The sequence below is a fragment of the Mycobacterium kyogaense genome (assembly GCF_003254575.1).
Lineage (GTDB): Bacteria > Actinomycetota > Actinomycetes > Mycobacteriales > Mycobacteriaceae > Mycobacterium > Mycobacterium kyogaense.
The window spans coordinates 66,074-81,088 of the sequence record NZ_QJUA01000005.1; the positions used below are offsets into that span (position 1 = coordinate 66,074).

Annotated in this window: 15 protein-coding genes and 1 pseudogene; 14 read left to right on the forward strand and 2 right to left on the reverse strand. The window is 68.7% G+C overall.

The window, feature by feature from the left end; genetic code table 11:
- The first annotated feature begins 3 nt into the window (after window positions 1–3).
- Both DMB80_RS28500 and DMB80_RS28505 read left to right on the forward strand, forming a co-directional pair.
- A complete protein-coding gene (locus tag DMB80_RS28500; RefSeq protein WP_240431027.1) occupies window positions 4–321 on the forward strand; it encodes a hypothetical protein in 318 nt (105 codons plus the stop codon).
- A 1,913-nt stretch (window positions 322–2,234) separates the two neighbouring features.
- On the forward strand, window positions 2,235–2,807 hold the full coding sequence (locus DMB80_RS28505) for a hypothetical protein (RefSeq protein WP_240431028.1): 573 nt from the start codon (window positions 2,235–2,237) through the stop codon (window positions 2,805–2,807).
- A 40-nt stretch (window positions 2,808–2,847) separates the two neighbouring features.
- Here the strand turns inward: DMB80_RS28505 and DMB80_RS05660 are convergent, their stop codons facing one another.
- Window positions 2,848–3,567 (reverse strand): GAF and ANTAR domain-containing protein, encoded by a 720-nt coding sequence (locus tag DMB80_RS05660; protein WP_413783435.1) that lies wholly within the window; start codon window positions 3,565–3,567, stop codon window positions 2,848–2,850.
- A 110-nt stretch (window positions 3,568–3,677) separates the two neighbouring features.
- On the reverse strand, window positions 3,678–4,175 hold the full coding sequence (locus tag DMB80_RS05665) for a DUF1990 family protein (protein WP_111509050.1): 498 nt from the start codon (window positions 4,173–4,175) through the stop codon (window positions 3,678–3,680).
- Window positions 4,176–4,275: 100 nt separating this feature from the next.
- Here DMB80_RS05665 and DMB80_RS05670 point away from each other — a divergent pair.
- From DMB80_RS05670 to pdxT, 12 genes and pseudogenes are all read left to right on the forward strand, one after another.
- Window positions 4,276–5,062 (forward strand): annotated as a pseudogene (locus DMB80_RS05670) (aldo/keto reductase).
- A 21-nt stretch (window positions 5,063–5,083) separates the two neighbouring features.
- Window positions 5,084–5,713 carry a PaaI family thioesterase gene (locus tag DMB80_RS05675; RefSeq protein ID WP_111508942.1) on the forward strand — a complete coding sequence of 210 codons (630 nt, stop codon included), beginning with the start codon at window positions 5,084–5,086 and terminating at the stop codon, window positions 5,711–5,713.
- Entirely contained in the window at window positions 5,710–6,138 is a 429-nt protein-coding gene (locus DMB80_RS05680; RefSeq protein WP_111508943.1) for a TIGR02611 family protein, read from the forward strand. The genes DMB80_RS05675 and DMB80_RS05680 overlap by 4 nt, the downstream gene beginning before the upstream one ends.
- 88 nt (window positions 6,139–6,226) lie before the next feature.
- Window positions 6,227–8,296 carry a threonine--tRNA ligase gene (thrS, locus tag DMB80_RS05685; protein WP_111508944.1) on the forward strand — a complete coding sequence of 690 codons (2,070 nt, stop codon included), beginning with the start codon at window positions 6,227–6,229 and terminating at the stop codon, window positions 8,294–8,296.
- Between the two features lies 1 nt (window position 8,297).
- Entirely contained in the window at window positions 8,298–8,846 is a 549-nt protein-coding gene (locus DMB80_RS05690; RefSeq protein WP_111508945.1) for an ATP adenylyltransferase, read from the forward strand.
- A complete protein-coding gene (gene pgsA / locus DMB80_RS05695) occupies window positions 8,843–9,514 on the forward strand; it encodes a phosphatidylinositol phosphate synthase (RefSeq protein WP_048423128.1) in 672 nt (223 codons plus the stop codon). Before DMB80_RS05690 ends, pgsA begins: the two co-directional genes overlap by 4 nt.
- Window positions 9,511–10,419 (forward strand): phosphatidylinositol mannoside acyltransferase, encoded by a 909-nt coding sequence (locus DMB80_RS05700; RefSeq protein WP_111508946.1) that lies wholly within the window; start codon window positions 9,511–9,513, stop codon window positions 10,417–10,419. The genes pgsA and DMB80_RS05700 overlap by 4 nt, the downstream gene beginning before the upstream one ends.
- Complete coding sequence (locus tag DMB80_RS05705) at window positions 10,419–11,549, forward strand: glycosyltransferase family 4 protein (protein WP_111508947.1); 1,131 nt, start codon at window positions 10,419–10,421, stop codon at window positions 11,547–11,549. Before DMB80_RS05700 ends, DMB80_RS05705 begins: the two co-directional genes overlap by 1 nt.
- A gap of 7 nt (window positions 11,550–11,556) precedes the next feature.
- A complete protein-coding gene (locus tag DMB80_RS05710) occupies window positions 11,557–12,594 on the forward strand; it encodes an NUDIX hydrolase (protein WP_111508948.1) in 1,038 nt (345 codons plus the stop codon).
- A 65-nt stretch (window positions 12,595–12,659) separates the two neighbouring features.
- On the forward strand, window positions 12,660–13,565 hold the full coding sequence (gene pdxS, locus DMB80_RS05715) for a pyridoxal 5'-phosphate synthase lyase subunit PdxS (RefSeq protein ID WP_046366064.1): 906 nt from the start codon (window positions 12,660–12,662) through the stop codon (window positions 13,563–13,565).
- A 9-nt stretch (window positions 13,566–13,574) separates the two neighbouring features.
- Complete coding sequence (gene tesB, locus DMB80_RS05720; protein ID WP_111508949.1) at window positions 13,575–14,423, forward strand: acyl-CoA thioesterase II; 849 nt, start codon at window positions 13,575–13,577, stop codon at window positions 14,421–14,423.
- Window positions 14,420–15,007, forward strand: coding sequence for a pyridoxal 5'-phosphate synthase glutaminase subunit PdxT (gene pdxT, locus DMB80_RS05725; RefSeq protein WP_111508950.1), 588 nt, complete (start codon window positions 14,420–14,422; stop codon window positions 15,005–15,007). The genes tesB and pdxT overlap by 4 nt, the downstream gene beginning before the upstream one ends.
- Window positions 15,008–15,015: the final 8 nt, after the last annotated feature.

A 15,015-nucleotide genomic window follows, 5' to 3' on the forward strand; every position in this document is an offset into this window, starting at 1 on the left:
CCGGTGCGCCGATTGTCGGCGACGCCGGGGCTGCTCTCCCGCCGGCGCCGGGGCTGCCCGGTGCGCCGGTGGGTGTTCCGGTGGGTGCGGGTGCTCCGCCTGTTCCGGGTGTGCCGGGTGGACCGGTGGGTGTTCCGGTGGGTGCGGGTGCTCCGCCTGTTCCGGGTGTGCCGGGTGGACCGGTGGGTGTTCCGGTGGGTGCGGGTGCTCCGCCTCTTCCGGCTGTGCCGGGTGCGCCGGTCATCGGTGATGCGGGCACCGTGGCGCCGGCCGGACTCCCCGGTGTCGGTGCACCGGTCGAGGGCGCGGGCGGTGTGGTAGCGCCAGGTGCCGGCGGCGCCCCGGGCGCGCCTATTGCAGCTGCCGCAGGTGAAGCCGCGCCGCCGGCTCCGGGTGTTCCGGGTGCGCCGGTGGTGGGTGAGTCGGGCGTGATCGCGCCGCCGGCTCCGGGTGTTCCGGGTGCGCCGTTGGGTGCGCCGGTCGGCGCTGGTGCCCCGCCGGCTCCGGGGGTGCCGGGGGCTCCCATCGTGGGTGAGTCGGGGGCGGTGACGCCTCCTGCGCCGGGTGTGCCTGCGGTTCCGGTGGGGTCGTCGGTTGAGGGTGCGACGCCGCCGGCTCCGGGTGCACCGGGTGCCCCGGTGGTGGGTGAGTCGGGTGTGGTGACGCCGCCGGCTCCGGGTGTGCCGGGTGCGCCGGTGGTGGGTGAGTCGGGTGTGACGACGCCTCCTGCGCCGGGTGTGCCGGGTGCTCCGGTGGTGGGTGAGTCCGGTGTGGTGACGCCGCCGGCTCCGGGTGTGCCGGGTGCGCCGGTGGTGGGTGAGTCGGGTGTGACGACGCCTCCTGCGCCGGGTGTGCCCGCGACTCCGGTTGCCAGCTCGGTCGAGACCTTCTCACCGCCTGCCCCTCCGGCGCCTGCGGTTCCTGCGGGTTCGTCGGTGGAGGTTGCGACGCCTCCTGCGCCGGGTGTGCCGGGTGCTCCGGTGCAGGGTTCGACAAGTGTGGTGGCGCCTCCTGCGCCGGGTGTGCCTGCGGTTCCGGCGGGTTCGTCGGTGGAGATTGCGACGCCTCCTGTGCCGGGTGTGCCTGCGGTTCCGGCGGGTTCGTCGGTGGAGGTTGCGACGCCTCCGGTTCCGGGTGTGCCGGGTGCTCCGGTGGTGGGTGAGGCTGGTGTGACGACGCCTCCTGTGCCGGGTGTGCCTGCGGTTCCGGCGGGTTCGTCGGTGGAGGTTGCGACGCCTCCGGTTCCGGGTGTGCCGGGTGCTCCGGTGGTGGGTGAGGCTGGTGTGACGACGCCTCCTGTGCCGGGTGTGCCTGCGGTTCCGGCGGGTTCGTCGGTGGAGGTTGCGACGCCTCCGGTTCCGGGTGTGCCGGGTGCTCCGGTGGTGGGTGAGGCTGGTTTGGTGACGCCTCCGGTTCCGGGTGTGCCGGGTGCTCCGGTGGTGGGTGAGGCTGGTTTGGTGACGCCTCCGGTTCCGGGTGTGCCGGGTGCTCCGGTGGTGGGTGAGGCTGGTTTGGTGACGCCTCCGGTTCCGGGTGTGCCGGGTGCTCCGGTGGTGGGTGAGGCTGGTTTGGTGACGCCTCCGGTTCCGGGTGTGCCGGGTGCTCCGGTGGTGGGTGAGGCTGGTTTGGTGACGCCTCCGGTTCCGGGTGTGCCGGGTGCTCCGGTGGTGGGTGAGGCTGGTTTGGTGACGCCTCCGGTTCCCGGTGTCCCGGGTGCCCCGGCGGTGGGTGAGGCTGGTTTGGTGACGCCTCCGGTTCCCGGTGTCCCGGGTGCCCCGGCGGGCGGCGTAGGGGAGGCGGGCGCTCCCAGTGTTGGCGGCGCTCCAGGCGCTCCCGTTGCCGCTGCCTCAGGTGTTGCCGGTCCGGGTACTCCGGCCGTCCCAGGCGCTCCGGTATTCGGAGACGCCGGTGGGGTGACTCCGCCGGTTCCGGGTGGTCCGGGTGGTGCGGTGGCGGTTCCTGCTGGTGGGGTGACTCCGCCGGTTCCGGGTGGTCCGGGTGGTGCGGTGGCGGTTCCTGCTGGTGGGGTGACTCCGCCGGTTCCGGGTGGTCCGGGTGGTGCGGTGGCGGTTCCTGCTGGTGGGGTGACTCCGCCGGTTCCGGGTGGTCCGGGTGGTGCGGTGGCGGTTCCTGCTGGTGGGGTGACTCCGCCGGTTCCGGGTGGTCCGGGTGGTGCGGTGGCGGTTCCTGCTGGTGGGGTGACTCCGCCGGTTCCGGGTGGTCCGGGTGGTGCGGTGGCGGTTCCTGCTGGTGGGGTGACTCCGCCGGTTCCGGGTGGTCCGGGTGGTGCGGTGGCGGTTCCCGCCAGTGCGGCCACGCCGCCGGTGCCGCCGACTCCGCCCGCTTCTGTGGGCGTCAACGGTGGTGTCCCGTCGTCCCCGATCCCCGGTGCCCCCGGTAACTCGCTGACGGTTCGGGATCTCCTGACCCCGCCCGGGGTGCTGCGCACGGTTCAGGATGCCGCGTCGTCGGTGGCCGGTGTTCTGCCTCCGCCGCCGGCGCCCGCGCCCGGTGCTCCTGCCGCGGTGTCGATCTCAGCGCCGCCCGTGCCGGACGGATTCACGCCGCTGCTGGCCACAGGTGTTTCCAACCTGATTTCGCCGTCTCCGCTGAATCTCCCGTCGATCCCGGGTATGCCGGTGCCGCTGCCCAACGAGATCCCGGTGCCGTCTGACCTGCTCTGCGCTGGCACGGACTGGTCGGCGTCACAGGGAGGCGGGGTGACCCGGGCTCCCGCTGCCGATGCCGATGTCGTGCGGGCACCAGTCGTCGGCGGTGACCGCCGCGATCGCTGGGAAGGTCGCTAGATCGCTACGGCCTGGCTGAGTCGACGCTCAGCCAGGCCGGCTAGCGGGTCTTCTGCTCGTTGTCAGCCAGCGCGCCGGCAACCAGATCGGTCGCAACCTGGATCAGCGGCACATTGGAATCCTGGGACAGCTTGCGCAGCACGTCGAAGGCCTGCACAGCGTTCACGCGGTAGCGCTCCATGATCATTCCCTTGGCCTGGCCGATCATGTCGCGACTCGACAGCGCGCGCTTGAACTGATCCTCTCGGCGAGCGGAGTTCCAGGCCACCGAGGAGTGCGCGGCGAAGATCAACCCGATCGTCCGCGAGTCAGAGGAGAACACGTTGGGCTGCTCGGAGTAGACGTTGAGCGCCCCGAGGGTCTCGCCGGCGATGAAGAGCTGGAACGCCATGATCGACCGGATCGGGGTCTCGGCGAGCGCGTCCTGGCGGTAATTCGGAAACCGCGTGTCGGTCTCGAGGTCGGGTACGTGCACCGTCTGCTCGTCCCAGGCCGCCGTCAGACACGGCCCCTCGTGGTAGCGCTGCTGGATCTTGTCGAGCAGAAGTGGCCAGTGCGACGTCGCCGCGGGTGTCTCGATCTGGCGGGCGTTGCGGGTGAGCGTGATGCCTGCGTACTGCGCGCCGGGAATCTCGACTGCGGCATGTTCGGCCAGTTCGGCGACCACTGTGTCCGCGTCGGCATCGGATCTGTTGTGCAGACCGCGCACCACTTCCGCCACGCGCAAATGCGTCGCGTCCACGTCAGGCTGAGCTTCCACCGCCACCGTCCAAACTCTCGCGTCAATTCGGCTCACCAATCTACCGCTGACCATGGCAAATCACCTGGGCATGGTGCTGACACTTCTATGGCGCTCAGCTGCGGGTCGTCTCACAACGCCTTGAGGTACCGGCCGGCGATGAGTTTCTGCATGAGTGAGGTCACCGGAGCACCCAGCCTGCTCCACCACGCCGCGGGTTGCGAGAACGCGGCGACCTCCGCGATCACCTGCTCGGTGGTGCGGTCGAAGCGCACCAGGAACAGTTCCTCGCCGCGGACCGCGTGCCCGGGCAGCGTGCCGTAGGCGAATCCGCGGCGGTCGGGCTCGTCGATGACGTAGACCACCCGGCACGGGGCGGAGACCGGTCCCAGGTGCCCGAGGACGTCGGTCCCTTCCTCGGCTGTCGGCGTCGTCGACTCGACGCGCAGCCCGGCGCCTCGCAGCATGCCGAAACGCATCCCTGCCGCAGCCGCTTGCTCGAAACGCTCACGGCCGCAACCGATGACCGACGTCCTGCGCAGGAAGCGGTAGCCCGGCGGCGGGGTACCGGCGGTTGCGCCCACGTCGGGGTAGGTCAGCGGCAGAGCCGCCAGGTCGCTCAACTTCACCAGCTGAGCTTCCCATCGCGGGCGTACCGTCGGTGCGGTGACCACGACGACGCTGACCCTGGGCAACGATCTGACCGTCAACCGCCTTGCCTTCGGGGCGATGCGCCTGACAGGCAAGGGCGTGTGGGGTCCACCCGCAGATCGCGACGAATGTCTGCGCGTGCTGAGGCGAGCCGTGGAACTCGGGGTGAATTTCATCGACACCGCGAACTCGTACGGGCCCTACATCTCGGAGGAGCTGATCCGGGAAGCACTGCATCCCTACGACGGCGTCGTCATCGCCACGAAGGCGGGGTTGCTGCGCACCGGTCCCGATCAGTGGCCTGTCCTCGGGTACCCGGCCTACCTGCGACAGGAATGCGAGATGAGCCTGCGCCGCCTCGGCGTGGACACCATCGACCTGTTTCAGCTACACCGCATCGACGACAAGTTCCCCGCCGAGGACCAGGTGGGCGAACTGCTGAAGCTGCAGCAGGAGGGCAAGATCCGCCACATCGGGCTGTCGGAGATCAGCGTCGAACAACTCGAGGCCGCCCAGAAGGTGGCTCCGATCGTCTCGGTGCAGAACATGTACAACCTGACGACCCGCGGCGCCGAACCCCTCGTCGACGCCTGTGAAGCTCGCGGCACCCTTCATTCCCTGGTTCCCACTGGCAGCCGGACCGCTGGCAGCTGCTGACGGCCCTCTTCAGCGCATCGCCGCCGAACATGGTTCGACGGCCTCGCAGTTGGCGTTGGCATGGCTGCTCAAGCGCTCGCCGATCATGCTGCCGATCCCGGGGACGTCGAAAGTGGCTCACCTCGAGGAGAACGTGGCGGCCGGAGACATCGAGCTCAGCGACGACGAGTTCGAGACGCTGAGCAAAGCCGGTGCCGCTCAGAGCTGAGACAACCAATACGGTGAGCGGATGAGCGCCACCGAGTCCGTCGACGTCCCAGCCGGGGGAGGCTTCAACCCGCCGCAGCCCACCACCAAGGGCGGCCCCGACTACGGGCGGTTCGTCGCGGCGGTAAGGGACCTCCAAGACCATGCCCGCGCCGCCGACGCGCCCGATGACGTCATCACCGCTGCAGCGGACCTGATCCAGCAGGCGTCCGAACTGCTCGCACCGTTCGACGCCGACGAGTGGTCGTCGCCGTCAGGGCGCCGGATGGACCTGCCCAACAGGGGAAACATCCTGAACATCCCGGTCGATCTACACGTCACCGACGACAACCGCATCGGCGGCACCGCCCGGTTCGCCCGCTATCACCTCGGCCGCAACCGCGCCGCGCACGGCGGCACCATTGCCCACCTGTTCGACTCGCTGCTCGGCTTCACCGCCGCCAAACTCGGGCGGAGCCGCGCCCAACGCACGGCCTTCCTGCACGTCGACTACCGCAAGATCGTGCCGGTCGAGAAGGTGCTGCAGGTCGATGCGGGCATCGACGACGTCAAAGACCGGAAGATCTTCGTCTCCGGCCGTCTGCTGGACGGCGATCAGGTGCTCGCCGAGGCCCATTCCCTGTTCGTCAAGCTGAAGCCGGGTCAGCCATGAGCGACGGAAAGCGGAACGCGATCTCACGCCGCTGGGCCGGCTGGCGCGATCGCCTGCGCGAACGCCCGGTCGCCAACCTCTCGTACCGGATCGCCGTCGGCGTGGTCGGCACCGTCGTCTTCGCCGCCGGCATCGTCGCGATCCCGTATCCGGGGCCCGGCTGGGCGATCGTGTTCATCGGACTCGGCATCCTGGCCACCGAGTTCGACTGGGCGCGCCGCCTGCTCGCCTGGGTGCGTGAGCGCTACGACAAGGTGATGGACTGGTTCGCACGACAGGGCCTGTGGGTGAAGATCCTGGGTGTCGTCTTCACCGCTGCCGTCGTCGTCGTCACACTGTGGCTGTTCGGGGCGCTCAATTTCGCGGCCAAACTGGTAGGTCTCGAGTGGCCCTGGTTGCAAAGCCCTATTGGTATCGGTTCCTGAGGTCCCGCACCGATAGCATGGTCGCGGTCGCCGCGCCCCGTTCGGCCGACCTCACCGCAGAACTGCACCAACGTTGGGAGAACCCCTGATGACCGCGCCCGCTCGCCCCGCACCAGCAGCCCCGATCCGGGTCGCTGCCGGGACGACCGCCGCTGCGGCGGTGCGTGATGCCGGGTTGCCGTCTCGGGGCGCACCCGACGCCATCGTGGTGGTCCGCGACGCCGACGGGCGGCTGCGTGATCTGTCCTGGATTCCCGAGGTCGACGTCGACGTCGTCCCGGTGGCGGCCGACACCGACGACGGCCGCAGCGTCATCCGGCACTCGGCGGCGCACGTACTGGCGCAGGCCGTGCAGGACATGTTCCCTGAGGCCAAGTTGGGTATCGGCCCCCCGATCACCGACGGCTTCTACTACGACTTCGACGTGGCGGAGCCCTTCACCCCCGAACACCTCGAAGCGCTCGAGAAGAAGATGCGCAAGATCGTCAAAGACGGTCAGCTCTTCGAGCGCCGCGTGTTCGAGTCCAAGGACCAGGCCCGCGCGGAGCTGGCCGGTGAGCCCTACAAGCTCGAGCTGATCGACGACAAGTCGGGTGCCGACGATCCCGAGGTGATGGAGGTCGGTGGCGACGAACTGACCGCCTACGACAACCTCAATCCCCGTACCCGCGAGCGTGTCTGGGGTGACCTGTGCCGCGGTCCGCACATTCCGACCACGCGCTACATCCCGGCGTTCAAGCTGACCCGCAGCTCTGCGGCGTACTGGCGCGGTGATCAGGCCAACGCCAGCCTGCAGCGCATCTACGGCACCGCCTGGGAGTCGCAGGAGGCACTCGACCGGCATCTCGAGCTGATCGAAGAGGCCCAGCGACGCGACCACCGCAAGCTCGGCATCGAGCTCGACCTGTTCAGCTTCCCCGACGAATTGGGTTCTGGCCTACCGGTTTTCCATCCCAAGGGTGGCATCGTGCGGCGCGAGCTGGAGGAGTATTCGCGGCGCAAGCACATCGAGGCCGGCTACGAGTTCGTCAACACCCCGCACATCACCAAGGAACAGCTCTACATCACCTCCGGTCACCTGGAGTGGTACGCCGACGGCATGTTCCCGCCGATGCACATCGACGCGGAGTTCAACGAGGACGGATCGGTCCGCAAGCCGGGTCAGGACTACTACCTCAAGCCGATGAATTGCCCGATGCACCATCTGATCTTCCGCTCGCGGGGACGGTCCTATCGGGAACTTCCGTTGCGGCTCTTCGAGTTCGGCAGCGTCTACCGCTACGAGAAGTCCGGCGTGATCCACGGTCTGACCCGTGTGCGGGGGATGACGCAGGACGACGCGCACATCTATTGCACCCGTGAGGAGATGCGCGACGAGCTGGCCCGGCTGCTGCAGTTCGTGCTGGAGCTCCTCGCCGACTACGGCCTCGACGACTTCTACCTCGAGCTGTCCACCAAGGACCCCGACAAGTTCGTCGGCTCGGACGAGATCTGGGAAGAGGCCACCGAGACGCTACGCGAGGTGGCGGAATCCTCGGGGCTGGAGCTGGTTCCCGATCCCGGTGGGGCCGCGTTCTACGGGCCGAAGATCTCGGTCCAGGTGCGTGATGCTCTGGGTCGCAGCTGGCAGATGTCGACGATTCAGCTCGATTTCAACATGCCGGACCGATTCGAGCTCGAATACACCGCCGCCGACGGGACCCGCAAGCGTCCGGTACTCATCCACCGCGCGCTGTTCGGATCGATCGAACGCTTCTTCGGCATCCTGACCGAGCATTTCGCCGGTGCCTTCCCGGCCTGGCTGGCGCCGGTGCAGGTGGTGGGGATTCCCGTCGCCGACGGGCACGTCGACTATCTGCTCGAGGTGGCCGCGGACTTGCGGAAGCACGGCATCCGGGCCGAGGTCGACACCAGCGACGATCGGATGGCGAAGAAGATCGTCAACCACACCAACCACCGGGTGCCGTTCATGCTGCTCGCGGGGGACCGCGATGTCGAAGCAGGCGCTGTGTCGTTCCGGTTCGGCGACCGCACGCAGATCAACGGTGTCGGACGCGACGCGGCGGTCCAGACCATTGTCGACTGGGTGAAGCGGCGCGAAAACAGCACTCCGACAGCAGATCTCGTGACCGTCGAGGCGCAAGCAGGCGAGGGGTGACGTGGACTCGGACGACACGATCGTAGACCGCGGGGTAGGCGAACCCGACCGTTTGCAGCGGCTGTGGACGCCCCACCGGATGAACTACATCGTCGACGCCGTGAAACCGGGCTCGGCGGCGTCGTCCGAACCATTCACCGACATCCCCAACATGTCCGACGAGGACGGTCTGGTGGTCGCGCGCGGTGAGCTGGTCTACGCGGTACTCAACCTCTACCCGTACAACCCCGGTCACCTGATGGTGGTGCCCTATAGGCGGGTGGCGGAACTGGAGAATCTGACCGCCGACGAGAGTGCCGAGCTGATGGCGTTCACGCAGAAGGCGATTCGGGTGATGAAGGCGGTGTCGCGGCCGCACGGCTTCAACGTCGGACTCAACCTCGGCACGTCGGCGGGAGGCTCGCTGTCGGAGCATCTGCACATGCACGTGGTGCCTCGCTGGGGTGGCGACGCGAACTTCATCACGGTCATCGGGGATTCCAAGATCATTCCGCAGCTCCTGCGCGACACGCGACAGCTGCTGGCCGGTGAGTGGGACCGCCAGCAGTGAGCGATTTCTATCTGATGACGCGGGCGGCGTATGCCAAGCTGTCCCGCCCCGCGGCCAAGGGGGCCCTGCGCCTCGGGCTCACCCCCGACAGTGTGACCATCCTCGGGACCGCCGGTTCGGTGCTCGCGGCGTTGACGCTGTTCCCGATGGGTCAGCTGTGGTGGGGCGCGTTCACCGTCTTCGTGTTCGTGCTGGCCGACATGCTCGACGGGGCGATGGCCCGGGAAAGCGGCGGGGGCAGTCGATTCGGCGCGGTACTCGACGCGACCTGTGACCGCATCAGCGACGGCGCGATTTTCTGCGGGCTGCTCTGGTGGGCGGCGTTCGGACTGCACAGCACCGGCCTCGTCGTCGCCACCATGATCTGTCTGGTGTCCTCGCAGGTGATCTCGTACATCAAGGCCAGAGCGGAGGCCAGCGGCCTCACCGGCGACGGCGGCCTCATCGAGCGGCCAGAGCGGCTCGTGATCGTGCTCGCCGGCGCCGGTCTGTCCGGGCTGTCGTTCCTGCCGCTGCACTGGCTGCTGCCGGTGGCCATGTGGGTGCTCGCGGTGACCAGTGTGCTCACCGTCGGGCAGCGGTTGCACAGTGTGCGCGTCTCGCCCGGGGCGATGGACCCCATGACCTCCGCCGACACCGTCGAGAAGCCCGAGACCACCGACCCATGATGATCCCGTTCGGTGACCACCTCAGTGACTGGGGCTACGCGGCGGGCTGGCGGCTCGTGCGTGCCGCCCCGGAAATCGTGGCGCGCAATGCTTTTGGTGCAGGCGCCCGATACGCCGCTCGGAGTGGCGGACCTGATCAGCTGCGCAAGAACCTGGCCCGGGTCATCGGCACTGCGCCGCAGGACGTGCCCGACGACCTGATGCACGCCTCGCTGGCCTCCTACGCCCGGTATTGGCGTGAGGCGTTCCGGCTGCCGTCGATGGACCACGACGAGTTGGGGCGCCAATTGGACGTCCTCGACATCGGCATGGCGTTCGATGCGCTCAAGGAGAGGGGGCGCGGTGCCATTCTCGCGCTGCCGCACAGTGGCAACTGGGACATGGCCGGGGTGTGGCTGGCGCAGAACTTCGGCACCTTCGCCACCGTCGCCGAACGCCTCAAACCGGAATCGCTGTACAACCGCTTCCTCGCCTACCGGGAAAGCCTGGGATTCACAGTGATTCCGTCGTCGGGCGGGGAGCGGCCACCGTTCGATGTGCTGTCGGACTGGCTCGACGACAACGGCATCGTCTGTCTGATGTCGGATCGCGACCTGAGCCGGCGCGGCGTGCAGGTGGATTTCTTCGGTGAGCCGACGCGGCTGCCCGCCGGTCCGGCGAAACTCGCGTTGACCACCGGAGCCGCGCTGTTCCCAGCCCACTGCTGGTTCGACGGCGACGGGTGGGGCACCAAGATCTACCCCGAGATCGACACCTCGTCGGGCGACGTCACCGTCATCACCCAGGCGTTGGCCGACCGATTCGCCGACAACATCGCCACCTATCCCGCCGACTGGCACATGATGCAACCGCAGTGGCTGGCCGACCTGTCCGAGGAGCGCAGGGCGAGGCTGGAGGCGGGCTGATGCGCATCGGGATGGTCTGCCCGTACAGCTTCGATGTGCCCGGCGGTGTGCAGTCCCACATCCTGCAACTCGCCGAGGTGATGCACGCGGCCGGTCATGAGGTCAGCGTGCTCGCACCGGCCTCGCCCCACGCGGACACATCGCTGCCCGACTACGTGGTTTCCGGCGGCAAGGCCGTGCCGATCCCGTACAACGGCTCGGTCGCACGGCTGCGCTTCGGGCCGGCAACCCACCGCAAGGTCAAGAAATGGCTGCAGCAGGGCGATTTCGACGTGTTGCACCTGCACGAGCCCAACGCCCCCAGCCTGTCGATGCTCGCCTTGAACATCGCCGAGGGCCCGATCGTGGCGACGTTCCACACGTCGACCACGAAGTCGCTGACGTTGTCGGTGTTCGAGCCGATCCTGCGGCCCATGCACGAGAAGATCGTCGGCCGCATCGCGGTCTCGGACCTGGCCCGCCGCTGGCAGATGGAGGCACTGGGCAGCGACGCGGTCGAGATTCCCAACGGCGTCGACGTCGCCTCGTTCGCCACCGCGCCGATGCTCGACGGCTATCCGCGTCCGGGGCGCTCGATCCTGTTCCTGGGTCGCTTCGACGAACCGCGCAAGGGCATGTCGGTGCTGATGGGCGCGCTGCCGGCCGTCGTCGAGCGGTTCGCCGACATCGAGGTGCTGGTGGTGGGGCGCGGCGACGAGGCGGAGCTGCGCGAGACGGCGGGCCCGCTGGCCGGTCACCTGCGCTTCCTCGGCCAGGTCGACGACGTGCAGAAGGCCGCGGCGATGCGCAGCGCCGACGTGTACTGCGCGCCCAACACCGGCGGCGAGAGTTTCGGCATCGTGCTGGTCGAGGCGATGGCTGCGGGCACCGCAGTGGTGGCCAGTGACCTCGACGCGTTCCGGCGGGTTCTCGACGACGGCCGAGGCGGCCGGCTGGTCGCCGTCGACGACGCCGACGATCTCGCTACCGGGTTGATCGACGTGCTCTCCGACGACGCACGGCGGGCCCGCTACATCGAGTGCGCCGCCGAGCTCGTGCAGCGCTACGACTGGTCGGTGGTGGCACTGCAGATCATGCGGGTGTACGAGACGGTCGCGGGCTCCGGTGTGAAGGTACGGGTGGCCGGGTGATGCGGACGTGATCACATGGGTGACCGCGGTGGTGATCGCGCTGCTGGTCGCCGCGATCGCACTGATCGCGCTGTGGGCGTATCAGACCGCCCACCGCCTCGACCGCCTGCACGTGCGCTACGACCTGTCCTGGCAGGCGCTCGACGGCGCACTCGCGCGACGCGCTGTGGTGGCGCGTGCGGTCGCGGTCGATGCGTACGGGGTCGGGCCCGACGGCAAGCGGCTGGCGGCGCTGGCCGACGCTGCCGAGCGTGCCCCGCGGCCGGCGCGGGAGGCCGCCGAGAACGAACTCTCCGCGGCGCTGGCCCGGGTCGATCCCGCCTCGCTGCCGCGCGCCCTGGTGGCCGAGCTGGCCGACGCCGAAGCCCGAGTACTGCTGGCGCGGCGGTTCCACAACGACGCGGTCCGGGACACCCTGGCGCTCCGAGAGCGCCCCGCGGTGCGTGCGCTGCGGTTGGGTGGCACCGCGGCGATGCCCGGGTATTTCGAGATCTCCGAGGGCGGGGAGGTCTCGACGCGCGAGGCCGCGCCGCCGGCACCCCGCACGTCGGCGCGGGTGCTGCTGCTCGACGACGAGGGCGCGGTGCTGCTGTTGTGCGGATCGGATCCGCAGAGCCCGACCGATCCGGCACCCCGCTGGTGGTTCACCATCGGCGGTGCCGCGCAGGCGGGGGAGTCACTGGCGCAGGCGGCCGCGCGGGAACTCGAGGAGGAGACCGGTCTGCGGGTGAGCCCCGACGACATGATCGGGCCGGCGTGGCGCCGCGACGCGACCATCGAGTTCAACGGGGCAGTGATCCGGAGCGAGGAGATGTACTTCGTGCACCGCACCGAACGGTTCGAGCCGTCCGACGGCGGGCGGTCACGGCTGGAACGGACCTACATCCACGGTCACCGATGGTGCGATGCGACAATCATCGCTGCACTGGTTGCCGATGGTCAGGCGGTCTATCCGCGGCAGCTCGCCGATCTGCTCGACGAGGCGAACGCCCTGGCCGACCGGCCCGACACGGTCGACCGGCAGCCTGTACGCCCCATCCGCTGACCTGCGGATCGAATTGATTTGCCGCCGTATCTACACTGAATCGGTAGCGATTGAAGGAGTTGACAGTGGAAACCGAAGCCTTCGGTAGTCCGGCCCGCGGCACGGCGCGCGTGAAGCGCGGCATGGCCGAGATGCTCAAGGGCGGCGTGATCATGGACGTCGTCACGCCCGAACAGGCGAGGATCGCCGAGGGCGCCGGCGCGGTCGCGGTGATGGCGCTCGAGCGCGTGCCCGCCGACATCCGCGCCCAGGGCGGGGTGTCGCGGATGAGCGACCCCGACATGATCGAGGGCATCATCTCCGCGGTCACCATCCCGGTGATGGCCAAGGTTCGCATCGGCCATTTCGTCGAGGCGCAGATCCTGCAGAGCCTGGGTGTCGACTACATCGACGAGTCGGAGGTGCTGACCCCGGCCGACTACGCCAACCACATCGACAAGTGGAAGTTCACCGTGCCGTTCGTGTGCGGTGCCACCAACCTCGGTGAGGCGCTGCGCCGGATCACCGAGGGGGCGGCGATGATCCGCTCCAAGGGCGAGGCCGGAACCGGTGACGTGTCCAACGCCACCACCCACATGCGCAAGATCGGCGGCGAAATCCGCCGGCTGACGTCGCTGTCGGAAGACGAATTGTTCGTCGCGGCTAAGGAATTGCAGGCGCCCTACGACCTGGTGGTCGAGGTGGCCCAGGCCGGCAAGCTGCCGGTGACACTGTTCACCGCCGGTGGTATCGCCACGCCGGCCGATGCCGCGATGATGATGCAGCTGGGCGCCGAGGGCGTGTTCGTCGGCTCGGGAATCTTCAAATCGGGTAACCCCGCCGAGCGGGCTGCCGCGATCGTCAAGGCCACCACGTTCTACGACGACCCCGACGTGCTGGCCAAGGTGTCGCGCGGGCTGGGCGAGGCCATGGTCGGCATCAACGTCGACGACATCCCGGTGCCTCACCGGCTCGCGGAGCGGGGCTGGTAAGAACCACCTGTGGCGATCGAAGAAATCCTCGACCTGGAGCAGATCGAGGTCAACATCTACCGCGGTGGTGTGTTCAGCCCGGAGTCGGGGTTCCTGCAGCGCACGTTCGGCGGGCATGTCGCCGGCCAATCCCTGGTGTCCGCGGTGCGCACCGTCGATCCCAAGTACCAGGTGCATTCGCTCCACGGCTACTTCCTGCGGGCCGGGGACGCGCGGTCACCCACGGTGTACACGGTCGAGCGGCTGCGTGACGGCGGCTCGTTCGTCACCCGCCGGGTGGCCGCGATCCAGCACGGGGAGACCATCTTCTCGATGTCGGCCTCGTTCCAGAGTGATCAGAGCGGCATCGAGCACCAGGACGCGATGCCGACCGCTCCGCCGCCGGACAACATGATCGACTTCAAGTCGGCGAGCAAGGTCTTCGACGACGCCAGCTTCCGCCAGTTCGACGAGTGGGACGTGAGAATCGTTCCCCGCGATCAGCTGACGTTGTTGCCTGGCAAGGCTTCTCAGCAGCAGGTGTGGTTCCGGCACCGGGACCCGCTGCCCGATGACTCGGTACTGCACATCTGCGCCCTGGCCTACATGAGCGATCTGACGCTGTTGGGCTCGGCGCAGGTGAACTATCCCGACGAGCGCCAGCATCTGCAGGTCGCTTCGCTCGATCATGCGATGTGGTTCATGCGCCCCTTCCGCGCCGACGAGTGGCTGCTCTACGACCAGTCCTCGCCGTCGGCGTGCGGTGGGCGGTCGTTGACCCAGGGCAAGATCTTCAACCAGTACGGCGAGATGGTGGCCGCGGTCATGCAAGAGGGCCTGACCCGCTATCCGCGCGATTTCACCCGCGCGAAGACGTGAGCGCGCCCCGGGTCGGGGTGCTGGCGCTGCAGGGGGACACCCGCGAACACCTCGCTGCACTCCGCGAAGCCGGGGCCGACGCCTGCACGGTGCGACGTGTCGACGAGTTGGCCCGCGTGGACGGCTTGGTGATTCCCGGCGGCGAGTCGACGACGATGAGCCATCTGCTGCGGGAGTTCGATCTGCTCGAGTCGCTGCGGGCCCGGCTGTCCGAGGGCATGCCGGCGTACGGTTCGTGTGCCGGGATGATCCTGCTGGCGACCGAGATCGCCGACGCGGGAGTGCCCGGCAGGGAGGCGCTGCCGCTGCATGGCATCGATATGACCGTGCGCCGCAACGCGTTCGGGCGCCAGGTCGATTCGTTCGAAGAGGACATCCCGTTCGACGGCTTGGAGGGAACCGTGCACGCGGTGTTCATCCGGGCCCCATGGGTGGAGCGAGTCGGCGCCGGAGTGGAGGTGCTCGCGTCCGCGGCTGGGCATCCGGTGGCTGTGCGTCAGGGCCGCACGCTCGCGACGGCGTTCCATCCGGAGGTCACCGGCGACCGGCGGGTCCACAAACTCTTCGTCGACTCGCTCTCTTAGCGGTTTCG